This is a genomic window from Halomonas sp. LC1 (assembly GCF_030247125.1).
In the GTDB taxonomy this organism is placed as follows: domain Bacteria; phylum Pseudomonadota; class Gammaproteobacteria; order Pseudomonadales; family Halomonadaceae; genus Vreelandella.
Genome location: NZ_JASSPG010000009.1, coordinates 167,446 through 190,351 on the forward strand (window position 1 = coordinate 167,446; position 22,906 = coordinate 190,351).

Sequence of the window (22,906 nt, forward strand, 5' to 3'; positions counted from 1 at the left end):
TCCAATAAGCCGAGGCCCACTATGGCGTTTGATTCCACTTCTTCGTATATCGCAACCAATGCGCTTAAACAGGCGGTGAATGCTGCCGTGGTGCTTGAGCGCCCGCTGCTGATCAAAGGCGAGCCAGGCACCGGCAAAACCTTATTAGCAGAAGAGCTGGCAGAATCCCTCGGCACCAAGCTGATCACTTGGCACATCAAATCCAGCACCAAAGCCGCTCAAGGGCTGTATGAGTACGATGCGGTGAGCCGGCTGCGCGATTCACAGCTAGGTGTAGAAGGTGTTGAGAACGTCGCTAACTACATCAAGCCCGGCAAACTGTGGGAAGCGTTTACCGCTGATGAGCGAGTGGTCCTGCTGATCGATGAAATCGACAAGGCGGATATCGAATTCCCCAACGACCTGCTCCAAGAGCTGGACCGTATGGAGTTCCACGTCTACGAAACCGGTGAAACCATCCGCGCCGAGAAGCGCCCCATCATCGTCATCACCTCCAACAACGAAAAAGAGCTGCCGGATGCCTTTCTGCGCCGCTGCTTTTTCCACTATATCGAGTTCCCCGACCGCGAAACCATGCAGGCGATTGTGGATGTTCACTTCCCGAACATTGCCCCAAAACTGGTCAGCGAAGCATTGGAGGTTTTCTTTGACCTGCGCAGCGCTCCAGGGCTGAAGAAAAAGCCCTCAACCTCAGAGCTGGTCGACTGGCTCAAGCTGCTGATGGCCGACGAGCTGGCGCAAGAAGCGCTCTACCATCGCGACCCCGCCAAAGCGCTGCCGCCCATGGCCGGTGCGCTGGTCAAAAACGAGCAGGATACCCACCTGCTTGAACGCCTGGCCTTTATGATGCGTCGCCAGAAGAACAGCGGGCGCTAAGCCATGTTTATCGGCTTATTTGGAACCCTCAAGCGCGCGGGCGTACCTGTTTCACTGCGGGAGCTGCTAGATCTTCATGCCGTGGTCGAGCGGGGCGTGGTGTTTGCCGATATGGAGGCGTTTTATCAGGTGGCGCGTACGGTGATGGTCAAAGATGAGCGCCACTTTGACCGCTTCGATCGCGCCTTTGCCGCTTGGTTTAAGGGCCTTGAGGACATGGACGCCGCCATCGAAGCGCTGATTCCCGATGAGTGGCTGCGCCGCGAGTTCGAAAAACAGCTCACCGATGAAGAAAAGGCCAAAATCGAGTCTCTCGGTGGCTTAGAGGAACTCATTGAGACCTTTAAGAAACGCCTGGAGGAGCAGAAAGAGCGCCACGCGGGCGGCAATAAGTGGATTGGTACCGGCGGCACCAGCCCGTTTGGGGCTTACGGCTACAACCCAGAAGGCATTCGCATCGGGCAGGATGGCTCCCGCCACCGCCGCGCTACCAAGGTGTGGGATGAGCGGCGCTTTCGGGATTACGATGACTCGCTGGAGCTGGGCACCCGCAATATCAAAATGGCCCTGCGGCGACTGCGCAAATTCGCCCGCCAAGGGGCGTTAGAAGAGTTCGACGTGGATAGCACCATCCGCGAAACCGCCCGCGATGCCGGACTGCTCAATATCCAGATGCGCCCAGAACGCCACAATGCCGTCAAAGTGCTGCTCTTTCTGGACGTAGGCGGCTCCATGGATGACCACATTCGCGTCTGTGAAGAGCTATTCTCGGCGGCCCGCTCCGAGTTTAAGCACCTAGAGCATTTCTACTTTCATAATTGCCTGTATGAAGGCGTATGGAAAAACAACCAACGCCGTGGCAACGAACGCATTCCCACCATGGATGTGCTGCACACTTACGGCGCCGATTACCAGGTGGTGATTGTAGGTGACGCCGCCATGTCCCCTTACGAGGTCACGCATCGCGGCGGCAGCGTCGAGCACTTTAACGACGAAGCCGGCGGTGTGTGGCTAAAACGCTTGGCCGACAAATTCCCCCGTTTGGCTTGGCTAAACCCGATGCCTCCCAGGGCGTGGGAATATACTTACTCGACCACGCTCATCCGTGAACTCATCGATGACCGTATGTACCCGATGACGCTGGAAGGGCTGGAAACCGCTATGCGCGAATTGGCGAAGTAGCGTTGGCCTAGACAGCAACAGTAGCAACAACAGCAGCAAAAACGGCGCACCCAGTGGGTGCGCCGTTGCGCATGTTGCAACGCCTAAATGGCTATGCCATGCGCGTCATAATGCTGTGGTTAGTCAGCCTGCGGTGCAATACCGCCATCGCGATATGGCCTACTACCAGTGCTAACAGCGCCCAACCCAACTCGCCATGTAACAAGCCGCCCAAGTTAGTCATCCACTCGATGCGCTCGCCACCGCCCGCCATCAGATGAATGCCCAACACGTCCAGCGCACGGCCCGAGCCGTACTGGCGAATCAGTGCAATCGCGGGCACGGCGATCATCAACCCGTACAGCGCTAAGTGGCCAAACTTCGCCATCACGCTCACCGCTGGCGGACGCCGTGACGCATTCATCAGCGCCCAAACAGCGCGAATCACAACGAGTGCCATTAGGACAACACCCACTTGGCTATGGGTACCCCAAAGAAAGCCTTCAATCGCCGTATCTTCTAAAAACACTCTGGCGGCTGCGCTACAAAATTGCCACACAAACAGCAGCGCCATTCCCCAATGCAATGACCGACTCACCAATCCATAACGCATAGAGCTGTCCATCACTGTTAGCGCCATCTACTGTTCCTCTTAACCAACGTTGAACGATGGCACTATTTTACCCAGCACCGCTCACCGGATCATGACAACAGCATGGAAGTTGGTTGCAAAAAATGGAACGTCGCGTTGCCTTAAAGCGTCGCAGGCACGTTATTGATCCCGGTTAAAAATGCCTCTTTAGCCTGAGCAAACGCAGCCGCATCGTGTTTAAAGCGACGCAAAATCAGCGCTTCATCCAGTGCTAACGTGGGCGATAGCGCCTCAAGGCTCTTGGCAGGATGGCGCGCCGACAGCCCAATATGCTGGCCATTATCCGCTGCTAACCAGCGTTTAAAGCCGCACTGCTGATAGAACGTTTTCTCTTTTTCATTCTGAACATCAATGCGCAGCGGTGCTTTGAGGCTTAGCTCACTGAGTAAACGAGCTTTAGCGCCCTCTGCAAACTCACAGGCATGGGTCACGGTCATGCCCTGGCCCACTTCATCAAGCACTAGCAGGGCTAGCGCCAGCGGCTTGCCCGCACCGTCTACGCCCGCCAAAAGGCGTGCGCCTTCTTGGGCAAACAGCACATTTTTAGTACCGGTAAACACCACCAGCGGCGTTAGACCTGTCTGCTGGCCATACACCTCAGCACATAGCTTGGCCAAACACGCATCACGCGGCTCACTCTGACTTACATGGACTACCTTCATAACGCTCTCTCGTTGCGTTCGATCACCCCGCCACTTCCCTACCTGACAACAAGCACTGGCGAGCTATAAAAGCCCGCCAGCGTAGAGCAAAGCGCGTGATGACACCAGTCTGGTGATTCATTGAACCCTAATGCCCTGAGGCAGTCGCAGTAGAGGCAAGGCATTTTTTTATTGCCAAGGAGCGCACATGACACAGTTCATCAACGACCCTACCCTGCCAAAACCCAGTTTTCCGGGTAGCCATATGGTAGTTGACGACCACTATATGTTCATTTCTGGCCTGACGGTGGCCGATCTTTCCAACGGGGAAGCGGCGCGGGGCGATGTTAAAGAGGAGACCCGCCTAGTGATGCGCGAACTCGCGCGCATGCTAGAGCAAGAAGGTGGCAGCCTTGCGGACGTGGTTCGCGTGGATGTTCACCTCACTGACCTAAAACAGATCAATGCGCTAGACAGCATCTACGCCGAATTTTTTGAGCCAGGGCGCTACCCAGCGCGAACTTGTACTGAATCACCCCACATTTGCGGTGGCAGTTCGGTAGAAATTACCTTGATGGCGAAACGTCCATCGAAAGACACTGCAGCGGAATAGCCTCCGTTAAGATTTGACTAACGCCAGGATCGCGTCAATATCCAGATGTTCTTCGAGCGTATCGGCCAAGCGCTCCAAGGCTTGTTCGCGGTGGGCGTTGTAATCGACGCTGCCTGCCTTGGCTAGCCCAAGCTTGGTGAGTAACGCTTGGCAGGCTTCTGGATGATCGAATAAGCCGTGTAGGTAAGTGCCCATCACTTGGCCGTCCTCGCTGATGGCCCCATCCAAGTGGGTGCCTACATCGAAGAGTGGCCTGCTCAGGGCGGGGCCTTCGCTAACGCCGTTATGAATCTCGTACCCCTCAACCGTCGCTTCTTCGCCTATTAGCACGCCGCTCACGTTGCGTAGCTGTTTGCCCGCTACCATACGAGTGGTGAGCGGTAATAGCCCCAACCCGGCGATTTTTCCGGGGGCACCTTCCAGCCCGCCGGGGTCATCCACCCACTCCCCCAGCATTTGAAAGCCGCCGCAAATGCCCAGCACTTTGCCGCCGTAGCGCAGGTGGCGGGTAATCGCCGCGTCCCAGCCCTGGCGCTTTAACCAGGCTAAGTCGCTGGCGGTGCTTTTACTGCCAGGAAGTACGATGACATCAGCAGGGGGAATGGGCTGGTCGGGGCCGATAAAGCTAAGCGATACCTGTGGATGCAGGCGCAGCGGATCGAAATCGGTGTGGTTACTGATGCGCGGCAGTGCGGGCACGATGACCTTGAGCGTTTGGCTCGCTTTTTCAGCCTGCACGGTGCCGATGCTATCTTCGGCATCCAGCAGCAGACCTTGAAGATACGGCAGCGTGCCCAGCACCGGCTTTTGGGTGCGCGCTTCCAACCACTCTAGCCCTGGTTCTAGCAGCGCAATATCGCCCCGAAAACGGTTGATGATAAAGCCTTTGGTGCGGGCCTGTTCGCTGTCACTCAGTAGCGCCAGCGTGCCAACCAATTGAGCAAACACGCCGCCGCGGTCAATATCGCCCACCAGCAGTACCGGACAGTCAGCGGCTTCGGCAAAGCCCATGTTGGCAATATCCCCTTTGCGCAGGTTGATTTCCGCCGGGCTGCCTGCGCCTTCGGCAATAATCACATCATAGCGCTGCTCTAACGCTTGCCACGCTGCCATCACGCTCTCTTGGGCGGTGCGTTTGAAGGCGTGGTAGTCCAGCGCGTCCATATGGCCGTACACCTTGCCACGCAGAATCACCTGGGCACCCCGGTCGGTTTCTGGCTTTAGCAGTACCGGGTTCATATCGCTATGGGGAGTAACGCCCGCCGCCTGAGCTTGTAGCGCGGTGGAGCGGCCAATCTCGCCGCCATCGCTGGTCACCGCACTGTTTAGCGCCATGTTTTGCGGTTTGAACGGGGCCACCGAGATACCCCGGCGCTTGAGAACACGGCAAAGCCCCGCCACCACGGTACTTTTGCCCGCATCCGAGGTGGTGCCTTGAATCATCAGTGTGGTCATCGCAAATCAATTACCAAGCGTAGGTGTAGTTCACCATGGCCGCTGAGTCGCTCAGTGCGTCAGCATCGTGGCCCGGCTCTCGGGTATGCAGCAGGTTGAACTGCCACTGGCTGCGCTCACTGGCCGCAAACCCATAGCCCAGTTCGATATCGAGCTGACGACCCGACGGCTCGAGAGACGCGCTTCGCGTTTCACGCACTACGCTGCCATCCAAGCGGCGTCCTACGGGCACATCGAAGCTCGCCGTGGCGCTGTCTATGCGCAGCGGCTGGCGCAGGGTGAGCGCCCAGCGCTCGGCGCGCTCGCCTTCCCCTTGCCACTGTAACCCCAGCGCCATTTGCTGGGCGCGCATGCCGTTCACGCTGGTCAGCAGGCCGCTACCCGACGCGCTACCCTGCCCCTGCTCGAATTCGGCAAAACCGCGAAAGCCATCCAGTTGAGCTTGCACACTGATGCCTGCAAACCGCATCTGATTATCGTCGCCTAAGCCCAATGCACCGTTGCCGTTAGCGCCCAATAGGCCCTGCTGCTCGGTAAGCTGGCCGACATAGCTATCGATACTCAGCCCTGGAGCAATTTGCCATGCCAAACCTACGTCTGAGCGCTGAGCTTGATAGTCGCTGGCCGCATCGTCAGCCACATCACCGGCCCAATGGGAGGCCGTCATGCTGAGCCGTTCACCTAGCGCATAGCGGGTTTCTACGCCATCAACACGCTCGAAGGCATTGGTCAACGCTGACCCTGCTTGAAACGAGATCATCGGCATCACGCCTAGCTCGGCGTAGCTACCCATGGGGCTGGGCTGGTCGCCCGAAAAACGAAAGGCGCTGAGCTGGGCGTTGCCAAAGGTGCCGTCAAAGCGGCTGGCCAGCAGCTCACCGTAGGCCGTGCTGCTGGTAGAGAAACGATAGTTGCCCTCGACAACCGTCTGAGTAGTGGCGTGCGATGGCGAGGCGCTTGCCATCTGCTGCATCTGATCGCGAAGCTGCGTGGCCCGCGCGGAGCGGGGCTGCGTATTGCGCCCTAAATCAATGGCGTAATCTCGCCCCAGCGCGTCAAAGGCCACCACGTTCTCTAACACGCCAGACGCTGCGACCGCATCGCCATAGGCATCAGAAAGCTGCAGGTAAGAGACATCCGCCAGCGCGCCACCATCGGCCACTCGCTGGCTTTGACTAACGACCAAATCACCTTCCGGGGCCAGGGCTGCGTCAATATCGGCAATGCCTTGGCCCAAGTAGAACGCGCCACAGTTCAACGTGCCGCTCGCGCCGCAGTTATTCTGCTGAAACAGAGCGCTCTCTTGGCTTGCCGTATCTAACAGCCGCTGACTCGCCTGCTGTGCCGTGAGGTGCGGCCACTGCCCTACGATGCCTGCGGCATACTCGGAAATGCGTGCGGCGGAAATCGACGTGCCCTGTGCGCCCACGTCGCGGTTCGCGAAGTCGGTGCCAATCGAGCGCGCCTGCAGCTGCGCATCGTCACCGGGATAGCTGCTCGATGGGTGAATATCGCCATTGGTCGTTGTGCCAACGGCGATTAGCATCATTTCGTACAGCCCAGGCTGGCTGGCATAGATTGGCTTGCCTTGCGTATCGATAGCGCTGCCCGTATTGCCAGCACTTACTACGTAAATTGCACCCTTACCGCCGTTGGCATCCACCACGCGTTGATACGACGTCGCCGAGGTCACCCCATTGAACGTGAGCCGAGGGTCGCTGGCTTCCAAACGGCGGGAGAAGCTGGCGTTGATAACCCGTGCCCCGCGGTTAGCGGCTTCACCAATGGCGTAATCCAGAGCGTTATTTAACGTCGCCCCCTGACTATCTTCTATTTTCAGAAGATCCAGGCGGGCGTTGCCCAAAGTACCGCCCGTGATGGTAGAAGTGACAGCATTGCCGTGCCACTCATCCACGCCGCTAACGTCGGCGGAGCCGGTGTACACATCCAAGCGGTCAATCACCCGCTCGCTATTGGTGATAGTTGCGACATCAAACGCGCTATCCGCCACCGCCACTCTCACCAACCCCGGCTCAAGCGGTGTGGGGGTTTGGCTGGCCCCGACACCCGGGGAAGCGCCGCTAGGGGTATGCACGCCCTGGCTGCTATCTCCCCCGCCGCCGCCACTGGAACCACATCCTGATATTGTCAGAGTGCCCAGCGCGATCCCTACCGCTAGGAAGAGAGGGCGCCGTTCAAACATCGCGGCAGCCCTGCATATCGGTATGGCGTTGCATAGAGTGACTCGCTTGCACTAATGGCGTTGGAAAACTGATGTAGAAATTCAGTTAGAAAGCTCAGTTAAAAAACCCAGTTAAAAAACTAGGAAAGGCAACGGCATTAAATACTGAGGAAAGCCCCCTAGCAAGTCGTATAAAGCTCATGTCATAGGCCGTGGGTCTCTGCCCAGAGGGCGATACGCTGAGCAGCGGTGGTATTCACCACGATATCCAGATGCGACACGCCAGCAATGAATGCAAACTCTGACTGAGGCGCATGAGGGTGAATGGTAGGTTCGAACTGCTTGGCGTAAAACGCCTCGTCTCTATCCCCCACCAGCACCAGAATGGGCGCGCGGATATTGGCTAGGTCCGCTTTGTAATTGGCGGTACCAAAGCTCTCCATCATGCGGTAGGTGTAGCGCAGCGTTTCCGACCCGGTGCGGTAGGCTAGCGGTAGGTTGAACTGCAGCACCGGCCAGTGATTGAAGCGAGTAACGCGCAGCTGATTCAGCAGCGCCAGCGGTACGATGCGCCATAGGTTCGGCTTGGCCCAGCCCGCTTTTTTACGCACCGTGGCGGCGTTATAAGCTAAAAACGGCGCCAACAGCACCACACCCGCTAAGTTGCCCGCCTGCTTGCCCGCCGCAAAGCGCAGCGCCAACCCGCCGCCGGAAGAGTGCCCGCCAATCACCACACGTTCATGGGGCGCGTGTTCATGCTTCGCGTGCTCGATCAGATCGGCCAAGTCGTCCTCTAACTGGCCGATGTAATCTACGTCACCCCGCCGCATAGGATTTGGCCCGTGGCCGCGTAAATCGGGGGTAAGGACATCGAAGCCAGCCGATGTCGCTAGGTACTCTGCCATGGGAGCCAAATAGTGGCTGCTGGCCGAGGAGCCGTGCAGCAGCACCAACAATGAAGGCGGCGCGGCCTGCTCGTTGGCAGAGGCGCGGCGGGCGGAATAGTACCGATAATTCAACGTACCGCCATCTCGTGCCGTATAGCATCGCAGCGGCGGAATATCGGCCTCCGCCGGCAGAATATTCACCAGCACATCGAAACGTAAACCGGTCGTAGGCTGAGCGTGTGGCATCGCGTGGTCTCCTTCTTACGCCGTGGCATCACTTTCAACGGAATGACGCTCCAGCCGAAAGCGCACATGGAACGGGCTAAGTAACCCCGGCATCGGCGCTTCGCCGGACAGCTTGTCGGGGGGATGCAGCGCCCAGCGCGCACGCCGAAGAAGCGCAGCGAGCAATCGGCTAGTGACGAGCAGCACGATGTGCCTGCCAGGGCACACCCCCGGCCCGGCGCTGAACGGCACCAAGGGCCAACGCCCTGCACCGTCCGGGCGCAACCACATCTCTGGCAGGAACCGATGGGCAGCGTGCAGGTAGCGCTCGTCGCGATGAAAATAGGGCGTGTGAATCAACAGCGACGTGTTGGCCGGCATTTCTCCCTGCTTCCACTGAGTCGCCTGGGTGGTCTGCCTTAAAATCAGTGGCGTGGTGGGCCATAACCGCAGCGCCTCTAGCACGCTCGCCTTGAGCCGATCCATGGAAGGCGGCGAAGCATCATTTACCTCGTCGAGCGCGCTGGCCGCATACTCAGGATGCGCGCACAAGAGCGCCAGCGCTCGAAACGTCGCCATACCGGCGGGATCAAACGCAAACAGCCACTGCGACACTTGCTGCAGCGGCGCCGGGGCGCTATCCGCCTCTTGGTTCGTATGATGAGCGAGCATTGCCATCAGACTATGTGGCTCGGCCTGCTGGTAGTAAAACGCCAAGTGTTGCTCGAACCGCTGCTGCAAGCGCTTGCGCTTAGGGCGCATAAAGCCCCAGTTGGCGGCCTTGCGCAGCCGTGCTAATTCGCGGGTGACCGTCTGGTCATCCCGTGCGCTATCGCCCAGCACCACACGCCGCACGATACGCTCCCAAGCGTGTTGAAAGGTCGGCCAATCCAGCTCATCGAACCGTGTTTGAGTGCGAGCCACGAGCGCCTCGGCTTCTTCTTCGACCACCTGGGCGAACGCATCGGCAAACAGGTGATGCGGGCAGTCGCTCTGCAACACTCGCTCGTTTAAGTGGCGACGCGTTTGGCGTGCTTCACCGTGGGACACAAGCGACATCTTGGGCTCGAAATGACCGAGCGCGCTGCGCTTAAGCGCTTCATCCGTCGCGAACGGTTCCGGCGTGTGCGCCAACACATGGTTGGCATCGGCGGGGTCGAGGATCACCGCCATCCTCTTTGTAGGCACGTTCAGCATGAGCGGGCCACGGCCATACTTTTTACTGAGCGCTTGAAGCTGCCGAATGCCTTTGGCATCCAGCCCGAAGCGCTCCACCACCCCGACGACGTTCGGGCGGCGGCGAATGACCCCTTTTGCCACGTTGGGGGCCATGACTTGGCTGATAATGGCAATGGTCTCCCTGAGCGTTGCGGTCGGCAACGCCTCAGGGGTGGATGTCCTATCCATTCCTGCTCCTTGAATGATACGGCTATCGTGACAGTCTAGAGTCCACCCCAGCAGACGCAAGGAAATCACCGAGACCTTTTGCAACAAACACTTAAATCAAGCTAGGCGTTAACTTAGTTAGCGTTATGGGCCATGCCATCAAGGCAATGCCAGCAGACAGCTTGGGTATTTTCCGCTAGGGTAGCGGCTCCCGCCACCAACCGATTACGCCCGATATGCAAGAGATACTGAACGAGATAGTCGCCGAGCTTGCGCAAGAGACCGAGCGCGGCAACGTGGCCGACTACATTCCGCAGCTAGCCCACGTAGACCCCAGCCAGTTCGCCATTAGCTTGGCCACGGTCGAGGGCGAGCGCTTTTCAGCGGGCTGCGCGACCACGCCCTTCTCGATTCAGAGTATTTCCAAGGTATTTACTTTGACCATTGCGCTAGGCAAATGGGGCGATGGGCTGTGGTCGAAAGTAGGTCGCGAGCCTTCCGGCGACCCGTTCAACTCCATCGTTCAGCTAGAGCACGAGAGCGGCAAACCGCGTAACCCGTTCATCAATGCCGGGGCCATTGCGGTGGTGGATGCCATTATGATGGGCCACGAACCCAAAGAGACCCTGGCGGAAATTTTGAGCTTCGTGCGCTACATCGCCGACGACAATAGCATCTGCTTTGATCACCAGGTCGCCGCCTCGGAAATGGAGCACAAACACCGCAATGCATCGCTGGCCCACTTCATGAAAGCTTTCGGGCGGCTGCGCCACGATGTCGATAAAGTGCTCGGCACCTACTTTCACCAGTGCGCCATCGCCATGAGCAGCGACCAGCTCGCACACGCCGGGCTGTTTCTGGCTTCCGATGGTGTCAACCGTCCTAGCAACCTACGGGTGGTGTCACCCCAGCGGGCGCGGCGGATCAACTCGCTGATGATGATGTGCGGCCACTACGATGCCTCGGGGGAGTTCGCCTTTCGCGTGGGCTTGCCGGGCAAAAGCGGCGTAGGCGGCGGCATTTTAGCCATCGCGCCGGGGCGCGGTTCGTTGGCGGTGTGGTCGCCAGGGCTGGACCGTTATGGCAACAGCCTGCTGGGCACCCGGGCGCTGGAGATGTTCGTGCAGCGCACCGGCTGGTCCGTTTTTGGGCACTAGCTACGAGCGCTCTCTTGAGATTCAAGGTGCTGGGCGGCTTCCCAGGCCTGCACTTGGCGTTTCACCTCAAGCCCCCAGCGGTAGCCGCCGAGCGCACCGCTTTGTTGAATCACCCGGTGGCAAGGAATCCACAGCGCCACCGGGTTAGCCCCCACTGCATTCCCCACCGCCCGCGACGATTTGGGAGCCCCCAGCCACTGAGCGATATGGGAGTAGCTGGCAAGCTGCCCGTCGGGAATCATCAGCAGCGCTCGCCACACGTTCAGCTGAAAATTGGTGCCACGCACATGCAACGAGAGCGCCCCAGGCGCAGCGTTGTTCCTTGGCTCGAACAGTGCTTCAACCGCATAACGGGTGGCATCTGGCTGGTGGCGTAGCGTGCTGCGCGGCCACTCGGCGGCTATCAGGGCGAGAATATCCGCCTCGGGTGTAGCGGCCAGAAAGCCCATCCGGCAAATGCCTCTGGGGGTGGCAGCCACCAACACCTCGCCAAACGGCGTGGGGTGAATACCATAAGCAATCTCCACACCCTCCCCTTGGCGCTTGAACTCCCCAGGGGTCACCGCTTCCAGCGTGACAAAATGGTCATAAAGCCGCGAGCCGCCGCTCAACCCCAGCGCCTGGGCGGTATCGGTGAGGCTCTGGGCAGAGGCGATCAGCTGCTTCCCCCGCGCCAGCGTCAGTGCCTGCAAAAAGCGCTTGGGGCTGACGCCCGCATAACGGCAAAACAGCCGCTGAAAATGGAACGCGCTCAAATGCACCTGCGCCGCGATCGTGTCCAAACTGGGCTGCTGGGCTGCATTCGCCACCATAAAGGCCATGGCTTTTTCGATGCGGGCGTAGTCGTTCATTGCTTCCATCTCACGGGCAGTGTTGCGGAATACTCATCGTTAACAAGCTTAACCAGCTAACCCGCCAAACCCCACCCGAATCTTGCGCACGTCACACATCAATTTTGTGCAATACGCCGAGGGTGCCCTGCTCCCACACTGCCACCTCCCTTCAGGAGGATTATCATGAGCACATCCCTACTGCTACCCATGTCGGCCTTTGCCTTGGCGGCGTCTATTTCCCCAGGGCCGGTGAATATCGTTTGTCTGAGCAGCGGCACCCACTATCCCGTGCACAAAGGGCTCACGTTTGTTACAGGGGCAACCTTAGGCTTTATCGTACTGTTTCTCGGCATTGGCGCGGGTCTCTACTCGCTGCTCCATGTGATGCCATGGCTAGAAGAGGCGCTACGATGGGTCGGAATCGTGTTCTTACTCTATCTCAGCGTTCGCCTGATACAACACGATGGCCGCCTGGGGGAATACAACCCACATAAAGCCCCTGGCTTTTTCACAGGGGCTGCGATGCAGTGGCTAAACCCAAAAGCGTGGCTGGCCTCGGCGGCGGGCATTGGCGCGTACACCAACGGCAACGATCCTTATCTCATCGGTCTGTTTGCGGCTCTTTATCTGCCTATTTGCTGGTTCTCGCTGGCAAGCTGGGTCTACGCAGGAGCGTTCCTCAAGCGCTATATGCACCACCCCATTGTGCTACTGACGATCAACCGCTGTTTGGCAATAGGCTTGGCAGGCAGTGCGATATATCTACTTTTTGAATAACGGTGTGCGATATTGATTCGGCGTGGCCGCGACCAGCCGTTTGAAGGTGCGCTGAAAATGAGGCTGATCGTTAAACCCCGCCGTTAGCGCCGCCTCGACAATCGGCTGGCCCTGCCTTAACGCCGCCTGCCCTAATTGAATACGCTGATTAATCAAATAGGCATGGGGCGTTAAGCCGTAATGCTGCTTGAACGCTCGAATCAAGTGCCCTGCGCTGTACCCCGTTTGCTGGGATAACGCCTCCAGCGAAATAGCGTGGGCACAATGTGTGCGCAAATACTCGGCCACTCGGGCCAGCAGCTCAGGCGTCGGCGATGGTGCCAGGGGTGGCTCCTTCGCCAGCTCGGTCATCAACGTGGTCAGATACGCGGTGAGCACCTGCCGCTTCTGATCGATCGCGACACGTTCATCCAACAAACAGTCGGCCATTTCACAAAACGGGTGGTAGAGACTCGGCTGGCGGATGACCGCCGTCGCGATGTCTTGCCAGTGTGGGGAGGGCAACAAGCCAAGCCGATAACGCAGCGCGCTCATCCAGCGGGTATCCACGTAGAGCATTCGATACGCCCAAGGTTGGTTGGCCACGGGATTACAGGCATGCACCCAGTGTGGGTTCATCATGACCACGTCACCGGCGCTGATCGGATGCGATGCATCGCGATACATAAAGGTACTGACACCGGCGGTCACCGCCCCCACGGACCAGTGCGCATGACTGTGCGGGGCGTAGCACACCTGTCGCGCATCCTTTATCTCGCGCAGCTCGACATGGGGCATACGCGCATCGCGCCAGAAAATAGGCCGTGCATCCTTCATCGAATTATCGAGTTCCCTAGTCGGCTCAAGATAGTAGGCGCAAGACAAGCGCCATCGCCTTTGGCGCTGGTGGGAGTGAACATACCCTGCGAGCGGCCGCATAGTCTACGCTGGACAATACCCCGTCACACGCACAGTATGGGCCGCCGGAAGGATCGGCAGCGCCATTCACGTCAGGAGGACACCATGGCCAATCATACCCCGACACATCGGGACGCGGTGAAACTGTTCGCCCGCATGGGCTACGCTTCGCGGGGCGTGGTTTATTTACTGGTGGGCGGGCTGGCCGCGCTGGCCGCGCTAGGCCAAGGGGGCCAAACCGAAGGCAGTCGCGGCGCCCTTGAAAGCGTATTGACCGCCCCCTTCGGCAAAATAATGCTCGGCATCATTGCCCTTGGATTAGTGGGCTATGCCGTGTGGCGCACCTTACAAGCACTTCAAGACACCGACCACCATGGCAATGGCCCCAAAGGCCTCGCGATTCGCGGCGGGTTGCTGGTCAGTGCCGTCACTCACACGCTTCTGGCATATTTTGCAGCCAAGTTGATCGTTCGTTTGGGCGCGTCCGGCGGCTCTGGCAGCGGCTCTCAGGATGCCGTTAGCTGGCTGATGCAGCAGCCGCTGGGGCGCTGGTTGGTCGCGGCCGTGGGGGCTGCTCTGATTGGGGCGGGGGTTGCCCATGCCATCAAAGGCTGGAAGGCCAAATTCGATCGCCACTTCTCCATGCCCGCCCATGTACAGCGCTGGGCTTACCCCGTCTGTCGTTTTGGATTGGCGGTGCGTGGCTTGGTCTTTGCGATCGTGGGCAGCCTGTTTATCATAGCGGCTTATCAGTTCAACCCTAGCCAAGCAGGCGGCACGGCGGAAGCATTGAGCACGCTGAGACACCAAGCCTTCGGCCAGTGGCTGCTTGCGTTCGTCGCCATTGGATTATTCGCATTTGGTGTGTACAGCCTACTCACCGCCTTCTACCGCCGCATCAACCCTTCCCTATAGCGACGTCGATCCATGGCCTTCACCTCCACGCGAACCAAACAGTGGTTCGAGCGTATCAACGGCTCGAAAAACATGCTGTGGCTACTCGCCACGCTCTCCTTTCTGGAAACCATCATCCTACCGATTCCCATCGAGCTGGTGCTGATCCCGCTCATGGCGGTGAACCGGCAGCGCATTTGGGCGATTGCCACCGCCACCACGCTGGGCTGTTTGGCGGCCTCCATCGTGGGCTATGGCGTGGGCATGGTGCTGTATCAGTCGGTGGGCACCTGGTTCATCGACTTCATGGGAATGGAGCAAAGCTATCAGGCGTTTCAAAGCTTCTTCGACCAGTACGGCTTCGCCGCCATTTTAGCGATTGGCATTTTGCCCATTCCGTTTCAGGTGGCGATGATCACCGCTGGGCTTTCCGGCTACCCGATCGTGCTGTTCGCCTTGGCCGCCCTGATTGCCCGCGGGCTGCGCTACTATGGCCTAGCGTGGCTCGTGCACCGCTTTGGTCACCGAGTGGAAAGCATGTGGAGACACCACGCGCTGACAACCAGCTTGGTACTGGGTAGCGTGGTGCTGCTGGTAGTGCTGGGGATGCAGGCGCTGGCGGGATTGATCGTGTAGAAAAAACACAATAGCCGCCAGCGTTGGCGGCTATTGATGGGCGCTCAAAGCACGTTACTGCACGTAATACCCACTCACCCGCCACGTGCCCTCTTCCAGATGTGGCGTAACGACTTCAACCACGCGCTGGTTGTTCGTGAACTGGGTTTGAAAAGCGAACTCTTTGTAGTCGTTGCGGGGGGCACCCGGCATCGAGGTGTACTGCGACATGCGGATGCGCCGCCGAGACTCCACGCTGCCTAGCTCGCTACGCGCCAGCGTTACTACCCGTTGCAGCATGGTAGGCGACAGCGGGGTTTTCAGCAGCGGCGACGACTTCTCCCACGCCTGTTCGTACTCACCTTGATCGATCGCTTCCAACCACGCCAGCGCGGCCGCTTCCGCCGCCTCGACGCTGGACGCCTGCGCATGAGTAGTCAACGCCAGCAGCAGAGCGGAGAGAAAAAGAGCAAGGGGTTTTGGCATAGCAGCCTCTTATGGCAATCCAACAATTCGTGCGACTTAAGTAGTTATCGGAGCATCGCACCATTTCTTTAATCACATTACCCCTAAAGCGATAACCAAACTGTGAAAGAGTGCAAAATCACTCACTCAGCCGCCGCGTCATAAAACAGCTATTCGGATCTAGTTGATAACTACCAAACGGCTCGCAGTACTCGAACCCAAACTTGGCGTATAACCGCCGGGCTGGCTCAAAAAAGGCCATCGACCCCGTTTCCAAGCTCAGCGTGTGATACCCCCGGGAGCGCGCTTGCTCCAATAAATGCGCCAAAAGTTGAGCGGCGACGCCCTGCTGGCGGGAGGCTGGCGCGGTGCGCATGGATTTCAGCTCCGCTTGGCCGTTGCCCAGCGCCTTCAGCGCCGCACACCCTAACAGCACGCCGTCCCGGCGAGCGCAGTAGAAGGTAATCTCTGGCGCTTTGAGCGCCGTCACATCAAGGGCATGAATACTTTCAGGTGGCGATGTGGAGTGCATATCGGCCATATGCTCTTCAAGCAGCGTTATTACGTCTTGCTCTTCCAATGTCTCAACGCATATTTGCATACGTGGCTCCCCTGCCTTCGCTTCTCAAACCCCAATCGCTCGTTTACTATGCGCCACCCAATGTATTTCAGCCCTCACCATTAGGCCACTATGTCCGTCAACGCACTCTACACCGACCTTTCTGGCTACTACGATTTGATGTGCGTCGACATCGACTACCAGGCCCAGAGCAACGCCATTCGCCGCCTGCACCAAATTTTTGGCAACGAAGGCAAACGCCATCTGGATGTCGCCTGCGGCACCGGCCCCCACGTACGTCATTTTCTGGATGCTGGCTTCACCAGCAGCGGCTTGGACATCAACCAGCCGATGCTGGATATCGCCGCCCAACGCTGCCCAGAGGCAAGCTTCTCACTACAAGACATGAGCCGCTTCGAGGTCGACGAACCGCTGGATCTCATCACCTGCTTTCTTTACTCCATCCACTACAACGATGGCCTCGAGAAGCTCGGCGACTGCATCGCCAGCGCTCACCGCGCCTTGAACGAGGGCGGCGTGTTCTGCTTCAACGTGGTGGATAAACAGCGGATAGATAACGAGCTGTTCGTAAAGCACACGGCCCAGCAGGCGGAGGAGTCTTTCACTTTCCGCTCGGGATGGCACTACAGCGGCCAAGGGGAGCGGCAGTCGCTGCGACTGAGCATCGAAAAGACCACGGCGGAGACAACGCAGGTGTGGCACGACGAGCACCCCATGGTGGCCGTCAGTTTTAGCGAACTCATCGCCCTGTTGGAGCCTACCTTCGAGGTGCACGTGTTCGAGCACGATTACCAGACCATCACGCCCTGGGATAACGTCTCGGGCAATGCGATCTTCGTGTGTGTGAAACGCGAGCGCCTCGCTTAACCGTTATCGTTGGGCCGAAGCTGCCGCTGTACGCCCATCAAGAAATTACGCAGCATTTGGTCTTTGCACTCTCGGTAATTCTTATGGCTCGGCTTGCGGAAAAACGCACTGAGTTCGTGAGGGCTGAGCGGCAAGCCCACTTGCTCGAACACTTCTAAAATATCCTCTGCTTTCATGTTCAGCGCGATACGCAGTTTCTGGAACACCATATTGTTGTTCAGCTGCGCTTCCGGGGCAGGCTGCGGGCCTTCACGCTTGCCGCGCTTAAAGCTGATGAAACCGTTCAAAAACGACGCCAGCTCTTTGTTCTTCATGGTCACGAAGGCGTCGTCCTCGTCTTTTTTCAGCCACGCCGTCACCTGCTCCTGGGTCACGCTCACGTCGGCCAGGGCGAAGATCTTGACGATGGTGTTGTCTTTCAAATCGAAGGTGTAGCGAATACGGCGAAAAATATCGTTATTGGTCAAAATGGGGTCCTAGGCGTGGGTTAGCGTGGCCAGCAGTTCATCGATTTCTGCTTTCAGCTCGTTATCTTCGATCGTTTGGGCACTGGCCTGGGCCTGCTGCAAGCGTTCAATGGCCGCCTGCGTGTCGCCCAGCTCCACTTGCAGTGCCGCCATGGAAAACCCAATCGAAGCAATGTGGTCATTCGACTGCTTGGCCACCGCTTTATCCAGCGCTTTTTGGTAGATCGGCAGCGCGTCTTCTAGCTCTTCGGTGAAGTCAGCCAGGGTTTCCCACTGCTCCGGGTGGTCTTTCTCGGTGTTCTCGTGCTCGGTGCAGAGCGCCTGCAGCTCGGCATACAGCGCTTCAAAAGTGGCTCGGTCATCTTTGGCAGCGGCCTTCATCAGCTTTTCGGCGAGTTCGTACACCGCCTTGTAAATTTTGGTGTTAATCATGGACCACTACCCTGTTCATTCGGAATGGAGACAAAACGCCCTACATGCGCGTGCGTTTAGCGTCATGGCAGGATTATACATTGTGGGGATGGGCACACGGGGAAAGGTTGGATGGAAATAAACGCGTATTCGAGCGTCGGACAGCTGATTTTACGCTATGCTGCACCACTTTTTATTTTCGACACCCCTTACGACACTCTGTCAGAGCTTCTCATGCCCTTTGCAAAACTAGGCTTATCAAGCCCTCTCGTTCAGGCGATTACCGAACTCGGTTACAAAACGCCAACGCCCATCCAAGAACAAGCAATTCCTGCCATTCTGTCGGGCAAAGACTTAATCGCCACCGCACAAACCGGCACGGGCAAAACCGCGGCCTTTGTGCTGCCGCTGCTGGAACAGTTCAGCAAAGCCGCAGAGCCGCTGCGCGGTAAACGCATTCGTGCGCTGATCCTTGTGCCCACCCGCGAACTGGCGGTTCAAGTGGAAGCCAGTGTGGCGCAATACGCCAAGCATACCGCGCTCACCTCGATGGCCGCGTATGGCGGCGTGGATACCGCGCCGCAAAAAGAGCGCTTGATCGAAGGGGTGGATATTCTGGTCGCCACACCGGGCAGGCTGCTGGATTTGGCGCATCAGCGCGCGCTGCACTTTGATGAACTACAAGTCATGGTGCTGGACGAAGCGGACAGAATGGTCGATATGGGCTTTGTCGATGATATCCACAAAATCATCGTGCGCCTGCCGGAGAACCGACAGAACCTGCTCTTCACGGCCACCATGACCAACGACGTGCGCGCCATCGCCCACGCGTTTTCAGACAGCAAAATGACCGACATGGCGGCGAACATCTCCATTGCGCCCAACGTGCGCGCCGCCGCCACCATCACACAGTGGCTGATCACGGTCGACAAAGACACCAAGTCCGCCCTGTTAAGCCACCTAATCACCGAGCAAGCGTGGGATCAGGCGCTGATTTTTGTCGAGAAAAAGCACAGCGCGGCCAAGCTGGTGGCTCAGTTGGAAAAACGCGGCATTCAAGCGGATTCCATCCATGGCGGCAGAAGCCAAGCCATGCGTGAAAAAGTGTTGGATCAGTTCAAATCGGGTGAGCTGAAGTACCTGGTGGCTACAGGCGTCGCCGCGCGGGGGTTGGATATTGGTGAACTCAGCCGTGTGGTGAATTACGATTTACCCTTCCAGCCGGAAGAGTACATCCACCGCATTGGCCGCACCGGCCGCGCGGGTGCCTCCGGTGAAGCCATCTCGCTGGTCGATATCAGCGACTTTAAAAACCTGTGTGCGATTGAAAGGCGCTTGAAAAACACGATTGAGCGCAAAGAAGTGGAAGGCTTCCCGGTCAAAAAAGCCGTGCCCGCGTCTAACCTGAACCACGTTAAAAAAAGCAGCCGTTAAGCGTTCACCAAGAAGCTCACTTTTAAGACTACAAGGGTGAGCTTCACCTCTACTCAGCGGGCGAAAAAGCCTCCAACAGCTCGGCATTCGTGGGGTATTTCTCCAACAGTGCAAGCAGCTTCTGAGCGCCTTCTATGGGCTTAAGCGGTGTTAACGCTCTGCGCAGTGTCCTTACTTTTTCAACATCTTTTGCATCCATCAACAGCTCTTCTCGGCGAGTACTGCTTTTGGCAATATCAATCGCCGGGAAAATTCGTTGATTCGCCACGTCCCGTGATAGCACCAGCTCCATATTGCCCGTGCCCTTAAACTCCTCAAAAATCACCTGATCCATTCGGCTTCCCGTATCCACCAGCACCGTGGCCAGAATGGTGAGCGAGCCGCCGTTTTCGATCTTTCGCGCTGCGCCAAACAGCTTGCGGGGGATTTCCATCGCACGGGCATCCAATCCACCCGACATCGTGCGCCCATTGCCCCGCTGCTCGGCATTGTGAACCCGCGAAAGCCTGGTGAGTGAATCGATCACGATCATCACATCGAGCCCCTCGCCTGCCTGCTTGCGCGCTTTATCCAGCAACTGATCGGCCATCCGCACATGGTTCGCGTAGCTTTCATCGGACGACGAGGCATGCACCTCAGCCGAGACGCTGCGCTTAAAGTCGGTGACTTCTTCTGGGCGCTCATCAATCAGCAAGGCATACAGTTTTATCTCTGGGTAAGCCTCTGCTACGGCTTGGCAGATATGCTTCAGCAGCGTCGTTTTGCCAGAACCGGGCGGTGCCACAATCAAGCCCCGCTGCCCCATGCCGATGGGCGTAATCAAATCCATCGCCCGCACTGTGCGGGGCTGATCACTGGGCGCTAAATACAGGCGTGGGGAGGGATGAATGGCGGTGCCGTTTAGGAAGCGTGTTATGGGGTCGGTGGTGGTTGGGTCTTCGACTTCGTTGGTGGGTTTGGGCTCTGTTGGTCTTTTCGTTTTGAGGCTTAGGGTTTTGCGGGTCATGGGTTGGGGCCGTCTTGTCAAAGTGGGGATTCGTGGTTGGCCGTGTTCGCGGTTACTCGACGGCGGATGTAAAACTAGGCAGGGTATTCATCGACCTCTATGACAGTACGTAGCGTCTTTTCGGGCTGCTGAATATCTTCCGATGCTAGGGCGATACGGATGGCATGGGCGCGCCTGAACTGTCGGCGAAAAGGGCGCAGCGGTAGACACGCTGATGCGCTGTTGTTGATTATGCATTATTCGTAGTGGCTCCAGAGCCTCAGAACTTTCACCACCCGTTCCTCTTCCAGTACTTGGTAAACCAGACGATGTTGAATATTGATGCGGCGTGAATAGGCCCCCGAGAGATCCCCAATGAGTTTCTCAAACGGTGGCGGCTTGCGGTAAGGGTCCTCTGCAATCAGCGCCAACAATTCCTGGGCTTTTGGTTTGAGGCCGCTGGAGGCCAGTTTCTTTGCATCTTTCTGAGCTTGCTTGGTGTAAACCAACGTCCATGTCACCAGTCCAGCTCCTCATCGCATTCATCCACGGGGGTATCCATCCCCTCACGAATAGACTCCCGCATACCCGGCACGGAGAGCAGGTAAAGTGTTTCCTGAATGGCAGACCAGTCTTCCTCGGAAACCAGGACGGCTTTGTTCCGCTTACCCATGATAACGATGGGTTGGTGAGACTCGGCGGTCTCGTCGATCAAGCGATATAGATTGCTGCGCGCCTCAGTGGCTGTGATTCCGGTCATGACGCACCTCTTATGTGTTAAGCTTTTCACTAATGTACGCCTTTGGGTACGTACGTCAAGACGGACGCTTTGTATAACGTCTAGCTCACCGGCAAAATGAGAGCTCAGCGAGTATTTTTCCGTTGCAGCTACTTGTTAGAATTATTTTATCCATATTGAAAGATCCATAGCTTCACCTGTTCGTCTTCTATAATTAGCGTGTGCTATTGCTATACCTACGCTTGTTAACTCAAATTGATTAAAGGAAGACTTATTCCATGTATCAAATATTTTTTCCATCTCTGGAATAGCCTCTATAAACATGGCTTTTATGTCGTTTTGATTCTTTGTTGTTTTGGTAAAATATTGTTTAAGCTTAGCCACTACCTCTTGGCCGAGCCCATTTATTTCTGAAATGTGCTCAAGAACACTTTCATCTAGGACGCCAATTTGCAACTTACTAGAATCATGAAAGCAAGGAATTATTAGCCCTGTTAGGTTATGACCTTCACCTATTTCAGCAATTAACTCCTCATGGGTGAACCCACTTGAGAAAAAGGCTTTATACGTATCTCTGAGTCGCTGTTCCAGCTGCCCGTAATTTCCAGCCCTTACATGGCCACATCCCAAATACTCTAGATGAGTATAGTCTGAGTGAGAATCGGACAAATTCTCTACAAATGGGACAACTCTTTTCTTAAAATGAGCAATGAGTTCGTCATAGTTTTTAACATCCAATCTTCGGGTTCTTACCAGCAAAAAATTGAGCGTCAAAGTATCGAATTGTTCAATTGTTAATTTTGGTGCAATACTAAGAGATTCATCAAGAACGATTTGAACCATGTTCCTCTTGGGTTCAGAAGCCCTATCCACCAAAATATCTACCAAGAGATCACCCAAGTCTTGATCACCACTGATTGCATATTTTTTTTGCACATTAAACAAAGCATCTTGCATTGCGGGTTGTTCGAACTCACTCAAGGACTCTGGGTGCCTTTCATTAAGCTCTGAAATAACCTTCTCCGTTATCTCTTCAGCTCTTTCTTGGGCTATAGCAGCGGCTTCTTTCTTTAGCTCGATAAAATTGGCCTTGAAAACGTCATTTGCAATTTCCTTTGCGTCTGAATATGAAACACCTTGATTAACTATTACTTGTTGACCCTGCAGGTTTGTTGAATTATCACCTGCATCTTGCTTTTGACTAGATTTACTTGTCATTTTTCTGAGTAAATTCAACATTTCCACCCGCCTGAATATTCGTGGAGTTATTTCCCGAGCGTTGTTTCTGACTAATACCGTCGCCCCCCTTTCTTTTGAAAAGAGCAATTACTCCGCCAATGATAAATATTCCTACACCACTGAATACCCAAGTGTGATTGTTACTAATCCATTCGATAATAGTATCCAAGAATTACTCCGATTAAATTCTAACGCCGCGCTCTGCGGCAAATATGGAGCGCAGAGGAAAATTTGTCCACTAGCAACGCCTTGTTATACCGTCTCTCGAGTTACATGTGATTAATTACTTATCTTATAAAATGGTTCAATAGACGCCTTGCCGACTACCTTTCCGGAGAGCTCCCTAGTCATTACATCTTCAAAGATTTTAACCACTAAATGAGGTTCCACTTGGTTAGTATGCTGAAATAAAGCAGCATCATGCATTGGTATTAGTATTTGAACTCCTTCAAGTTCAGAAAGCTCTAA

Annotated in this window: 27 protein-coding genes; 9 read left to right on the forward strand and 18 right to left on the reverse strand. The window is 56.6% G+C overall.

Annotation, left to right across the window (positions count from 1 at the left end):
• Positions 1 to 21: 21 nt before the first annotated feature.
• Both QIT27_RS15540 and QIT27_RS15545 read left to right on the forward strand, forming a co-directional pair.
• Positions 22 to 876: an AAA family ATPase gene (locus tag QIT27_RS15540; protein ID WP_044630414.1), complete on the forward strand. Its 855-nt coding sequence runs from the start codon at positions 22 to 24 to the stop codon at positions 874 to 876.
• 3 nt (positions 877 to 879) lie between these two features.
• Positions 880 to 2,058: a vWA domain-containing protein gene (locus QIT27_RS15545; protein ID WP_285264320.1), complete on the forward strand. Its 1,179-nt coding sequence runs from the start codon at positions 880 to 882 to the stop codon at positions 2,056 to 2,058.
• A 91-nt stretch (positions 2,059 to 2,149) separates the two neighbouring features.
• On the opposite strand, the gene QIT27_RS15550 is transcribed toward QIT27_RS15545, so the two are convergent.
• Entirely contained in the window at positions 2,150 to 2,677 is a 528-nt protein-coding gene (locus QIT27_RS15550) for a cytochrome b (RefSeq protein WP_285264321.1), read from the reverse strand.
• A gap of 113 nt (positions 2,678 to 2,790) precedes the next feature.
• On the reverse strand, positions 2,791 to 3,351 hold the full coding sequence (locus tag QIT27_RS15555; protein WP_285264322.1) for a hypothetical protein: 561 nt from the start codon (positions 3,349 to 3,351) through the stop codon (positions 2,791 to 2,793).
• A 187-nt stretch (positions 3,352 to 3,538) separates the two neighbouring features.
• Between QIT27_RS15555 and QIT27_RS15560 the strand changes: the two genes are divergently transcribed.
• Positions 3,539 to 3,943, forward strand: coding sequence for a RidA family protein (locus QIT27_RS15560; RefSeq protein ID WP_054641791.1), 405 nt, complete (start codon positions 3,539 to 3,541; stop codon positions 3,941 to 3,943).
• A 6-nt stretch (positions 3,944 to 3,949) separates the two neighbouring features.
• Here the strand turns inward: QIT27_RS15560 and QIT27_RS15565 are convergent, their stop codons facing one another.
• The 4 genes from QIT27_RS15565 to QIT27_RS15580 all read right to left on the reverse strand — a co-directional run bounded on the left by QIT27_RS15565 (position 3,950) and on the right by QIT27_RS15580 (position 10,099).
• Positions 3,950 to 5,398, reverse strand: coding sequence for a cobyric acid synthase (locus tag QIT27_RS15565; protein ID WP_285264323.1), 1,449 nt, complete (start codon positions 5,396 to 5,398; stop codon positions 3,950 to 3,952).
• A 10-nt stretch (positions 5,399 to 5,408) separates the two neighbouring features.
• On the reverse strand, positions 5,409 to 7,601 hold the full coding sequence (locus QIT27_RS15570) for a S8 family serine peptidase (protein ID WP_285264324.1): 2,193 nt from the start codon (positions 7,599 to 7,601) through the stop codon (positions 5,409 to 5,411).
• Between the two features lie 182 nt (positions 7,602 to 7,783).
• Positions 7,784 to 8,713 carry an alpha/beta hydrolase gene (locus tag QIT27_RS15575; protein ID WP_285264325.1) on the reverse strand — a complete coding sequence of 310 codons (930 nt, stop codon included), beginning with the start codon at positions 8,711 to 8,713 and terminating at the stop codon, positions 7,784 to 7,786.
• 15 nt (positions 8,714 to 8,728) lie between these two features.
• Positions 8,729 to 10,099, reverse strand: a complete 1,371-nt coding sequence (locus QIT27_RS15580) for a cytochrome P450 (RefSeq protein WP_159341875.1) — start codon at positions 10,097 to 10,099, stop codon at positions 8,729 to 8,731.
• Positions 10,100 to 10,314: 215 nt separating this feature from the next.
• Between QIT27_RS15580 and QIT27_RS15585 the strand changes: the two genes are divergently transcribed.
• Positions 10,315 to 11,235 carry a glutaminase gene (locus QIT27_RS15585; RefSeq protein ID WP_285264326.1) on the forward strand — a complete coding sequence of 307 codons (921 nt, stop codon included), beginning with the start codon at positions 10,315 to 10,317 and terminating at the stop codon, positions 11,233 to 11,235.
• Here the strand turns inward: QIT27_RS15585 and QIT27_RS15590 are convergent.
• Positions 11,232 to 12,086, reverse strand: coding sequence for a bifunctional transcriptional activator/DNA repair enzyme AdaA (locus tag QIT27_RS15590; RefSeq protein ID WP_285264327.1), 855 nt, complete (start codon positions 12,084 to 12,086; stop codon positions 11,232 to 11,234). The two genes, QIT27_RS15585 and QIT27_RS15590, sit on opposite strands and share 4 nt — an antisense overlap.
• 165 nt (positions 12,087 to 12,251) lie before the next feature.
• Between QIT27_RS15590 and QIT27_RS15595 the strand changes: the two genes are divergently transcribed.
• Complete coding sequence (locus QIT27_RS15595) at positions 12,252 to 12,845, forward strand: LysE family translocator (RefSeq protein ID WP_285264328.1); 594 nt, start codon at positions 12,252 to 12,254, stop codon at positions 12,843 to 12,845.
• Here QIT27_RS15595 and QIT27_RS15600 read toward each other — a convergent pair.
• Complete coding sequence (locus QIT27_RS15600; protein WP_285264329.1) at positions 12,831 to 13,661, reverse strand: AraC family transcriptional regulator; 831 nt, start codon at positions 13,659 to 13,661, stop codon at positions 12,831 to 12,833. The two genes, QIT27_RS15595 and QIT27_RS15600, sit on opposite strands and share 15 nt — an antisense overlap.
• Positions 13,662 to 13,847: 186 nt before the next feature.
• Between QIT27_RS15600 and QIT27_RS15605 the strand changes: the two genes are divergently transcribed.
• Together QIT27_RS15605 and QIT27_RS15610 are read left to right on the forward strand one after the other, a co-directional pair.
• Entirely contained in the window at positions 13,848 to 14,657 is an 810-nt protein-coding gene (locus QIT27_RS15605) for a DUF1206 domain-containing protein (protein ID WP_285264330.1), read from the forward strand.
• Positions 14,658 to 14,669: 12 nt separating this feature from the next.
• Positions 14,670 to 15,272 carry a YqaA family protein gene (locus tag QIT27_RS15610; RefSeq protein WP_159341871.1) on the forward strand — a complete coding sequence of 201 codons (603 nt, stop codon included), beginning with the start codon at positions 14,670 to 14,672 and terminating at the stop codon, positions 15,270 to 15,272.
• 54 nt (positions 15,273 to 15,326) lie between these two features.
• Here QIT27_RS15610 and QIT27_RS15615 read toward each other — a convergent pair whose 3' ends face one another.
• Both QIT27_RS15615 and QIT27_RS15620 read right to left on the reverse strand, forming a co-directional pair.
• Positions 15,327 to 15,737, reverse strand: coding sequence for a DUF4019 domain-containing protein (locus QIT27_RS15615; RefSeq protein WP_253018910.1), 411 nt, complete (start codon positions 15,735 to 15,737; stop codon positions 15,327 to 15,329).
• A gap of 118 nt (positions 15,738 to 15,855) precedes the next feature.
• Positions 15,856 to 16,317: a GNAT family N-acetyltransferase gene (locus QIT27_RS15620; protein ID WP_285264331.1), complete on the reverse strand. Its 462-nt coding sequence runs from the start codon at positions 16,315 to 16,317 to the stop codon at positions 15,856 to 15,858.
• 90 nt (positions 16,318 to 16,407) lie between these two features.
• Between QIT27_RS15620 and QIT27_RS15625 the strand changes: the two genes are divergently transcribed.
• On the forward strand, positions 16,408 to 17,163 hold the full coding sequence (locus QIT27_RS15625) for a class I SAM-dependent DNA methyltransferase (protein ID WP_159341868.1): 756 nt from the start codon (positions 16,408 to 16,410) through the stop codon (positions 17,161 to 17,163).
• Here QIT27_RS15625 and QIT27_RS15630 read toward each other — a convergent pair.
• Together QIT27_RS15630 and QIT27_RS15635 are read right to left on the reverse strand one after the other, a co-directional pair.
• Positions 17,160 to 17,630 (reverse strand): YehS family protein, encoded by a 471-nt coding sequence (locus QIT27_RS15630; RefSeq protein WP_285264332.1) that lies wholly within the window; start codon positions 17,628 to 17,630, stop codon positions 17,160 to 17,162. The genes QIT27_RS15625 and QIT27_RS15630 overlap by 4 nt on opposite strands.
• A gap of 9 nt (positions 17,631 to 17,639) precedes the next feature.
• A complete protein-coding gene (locus QIT27_RS15635) occupies positions 17,640 to 18,062 on the reverse strand; it encodes a tetratricopeptide repeat protein (protein ID WP_285264333.1) in 423 nt (140 codons plus the stop codon).
• A gap of 213 nt (positions 18,063 to 18,275) precedes the next feature.
• On the opposite strand from QIT27_RS15635, the gene QIT27_RS15640 reads away from it, so the two are divergent.
• Entirely contained in the window at positions 18,276 to 19,475 is a 1,200-nt protein-coding gene (locus QIT27_RS15640) for a DEAD/DEAH box helicase (protein WP_285264334.1), read from the forward strand.
• Between the two features lie 49 nt (positions 19,476 to 19,524).
• Here QIT27_RS15640 and rho read toward each other — a convergent pair whose 3' ends face one another.
• The 6 genes from rho to QIT27_RS15670 form a co-directional block, all read right to left on the reverse strand.
• Positions 19,525 to 20,481, reverse strand: coding sequence for a transcription termination factor Rho (gene rho, locus QIT27_RS15645; RefSeq protein WP_285264335.1), 957 nt, complete (start codon positions 20,479 to 20,481; stop codon positions 19,525 to 19,527).
• 236 nt (positions 20,482 to 20,717) lie between these two features.
• Positions 20,718 to 20,981 carry a Txe/YoeB family addiction module toxin gene (locus QIT27_RS15650; RefSeq protein ID WP_285264336.1) on the reverse strand — a complete coding sequence of 88 codons (264 nt, stop codon included), beginning with the start codon at positions 20,979 to 20,981 and terminating at the stop codon, positions 20,718 to 20,720.
• The gene (locus tag QIT27_RS15655) at positions 20,978 to 21,220 is read right to left on the reverse strand and encodes a type II toxin-antitoxin system Phd/YefM family antitoxin (RefSeq protein ID WP_058092928.1); all 243 of its coding nucleotides are present in this window, start codon (positions 21,218 to 21,220) and stop codon (positions 20,978 to 20,980) included. The genes QIT27_RS15650 and QIT27_RS15655 overlap by 4 nt, the downstream gene beginning before the upstream one ends.
• Before the next feature lie 141 nt (positions 21,221 to 21,361).
• Positions 21,362 to 22,438, reverse strand: a complete 1,077-nt coding sequence (locus tag QIT27_RS15660; protein ID WP_285264337.1) for an LPO_1073/Vpar_1526 family protein — start codon at positions 22,436 to 22,438, stop codon at positions 21,362 to 21,364.
• Positions 22,407 to 22,607 carry a hypothetical protein gene (locus tag QIT27_RS15665; RefSeq protein ID WP_285264338.1) on the reverse strand — a complete coding sequence of 67 codons (201 nt, stop codon included), beginning with the start codon at positions 22,605 to 22,607 and terminating at the stop codon, positions 22,407 to 22,409. The genes QIT27_RS15660 and QIT27_RS15665 overlap by 32 nt, the downstream gene beginning before the upstream one ends.
• 110 nt (positions 22,608 to 22,717) lie before the next feature.
• Positions 22,718 to 22,906 (reverse strand): hypothetical protein (locus QIT27_RS15670; RefSeq protein ID WP_285264339.1); only part of this gene is annotated, 189 nt, incomplete at its 5' end.

Bases quoted from the DNA above. Each gene is read 5' to 3' on its own strand.
- QIT27_RS15540 (WP_044630414.1), top strand. From the start codon at position 22: ATGGCGTTTGATTCCACTTCTTCGTATATCGCAACCAATGCGCTTAAA.
- QIT27_RS15545 (WP_285264320.1), top strand. From the start codon at position 880: ATGTTTATCGGCTTATTTGGAACCCTCAAGCGCGCGGGCGTACCTGTT.
- QIT27_RS15550 (WP_285264321.1), bottom strand. From the start codon at position 2,677: ATGGCGCTAACAGTGATGGACAGCTCTATGCGTTATGGATTGGTGAGT.
- QIT27_RS15555 (WP_285264322.1), bottom strand. From the start codon at position 3,351: ATGAAGGTAGTCCATGTAAGTCAGAGTGAGCCGCGTGATGCGTGTTTG.
- QIT27_RS15560 (WP_054641791.1), top strand. From the start codon at position 3,539: ATGACACAGTTCATCAACGACCCTACCCTGCCAAAACCCAGTTTTCCG.
- QIT27_RS15565 (WP_285264323.1), bottom strand. From the start codon at position 5,398: ATGACCACACTGATGATTCAAGGCACCACCTCGGATGCGGGCAAAAGT.
- QIT27_RS15570 (WP_285264324.1), bottom strand. From the start codon at position 7,601: ATGTTTGAACGGCGCCCTCTCTTCCTAGCGGTAGGGATCGCGCTGGGC.
- QIT27_RS15575 (WP_285264325.1), bottom strand. From the start codon at position 8,713: ATGCCACACGCTCAGCCTACGACCGGTTTACGTTTCGATGTGCTGGTG.
- QIT27_RS15580 (WP_159341875.1), bottom strand. From the start codon at position 10,099: ATGGATAGGACATCCACCCCTGAGGCGTTGCCGACCGCAACGCTCAGG.
- QIT27_RS15585 (WP_285264326.1), top strand. From the start codon at position 10,315: ATGCAAGAGATACTGAACGAGATAGTCGCCGAGCTTGCGCAAGAGACC.
- QIT27_RS15590 (WP_285264327.1), bottom strand. From the start codon at position 12,086: ATGAACGACTACGCCCGCATCGAAAAAGCCATGGCCTTTATGGTGGCG.
- QIT27_RS15595 (WP_285264328.1), top strand. From the start codon at position 12,252: ATGAGCACATCCCTACTGCTACCCATGTCGGCCTTTGCCTTGGCGGCG.
- QIT27_RS15600 (WP_285264329.1), bottom strand. From the start codon at position 13,661: ATGAAGGATGCACGGCCTATTTTCTGGCGCGATGCGCGTATGCCCCAT.
- QIT27_RS15605 (WP_285264330.1), top strand. From the start codon at position 13,848: ATGGCCAATCATACCCCGACACATCGGGACGCGGTGAAACTGTTCGCC.
- QIT27_RS15610 (WP_159341871.1), top strand. From the start codon at position 14,670: ATGGCCTTCACCTCCACGCGAACCAAACAGTGGTTCGAGCGTATCAAC.
- QIT27_RS15615 (WP_253018910.1), bottom strand. From the start codon at position 15,737: ATGCCAAAACCCCTTGCTCTTTTTCTCTCCGCTCTGCTGCTGGCGTTG.
- QIT27_RS15620 (WP_285264331.1), bottom strand. From the start codon at position 16,317: ATGCAAATATGCGTTGAGACATTGGAAGAGCAAGACGTAATAACGCTG.
- QIT27_RS15625 (WP_159341868.1), top strand. From the start codon at position 16,408: ATGTCCGTCAACGCACTCTACACCGACCTTTCTGGCTACTACGATTTG.
- QIT27_RS15635 (WP_285264333.1), bottom strand. From the start codon at position 18,062: ATGATTAACACCAAAATTTACAAGGCGGTGTACGAACTCGCCGAAAAG.
- QIT27_RS15640 (WP_285264334.1), top strand. From the start codon at position 18,276: ATGCCCTTTGCAAAACTAGGCTTATCAAGCCCTCTCGTTCAGGCGATT.
- rho (WP_285264335.1), bottom strand. From the start codon at position 20,481: ATGACCCGCAAAACCCTAAGCCTCAAAACGAAAAGACCAACAGAGCCC.
- QIT27_RS15655 (WP_058092928.1), bottom strand. From the start codon at position 21,220: ATGACCGGAATCACAGCCACTGAGGCGCGCAGCAATCTATATCGCTTG.
- QIT27_RS15660 (WP_285264337.1), bottom strand. From the start codon at position 22,438: ATGTTGAATTTACTCAGAAAAATGACAAGTAAATCTAGTCAAAAGCAA.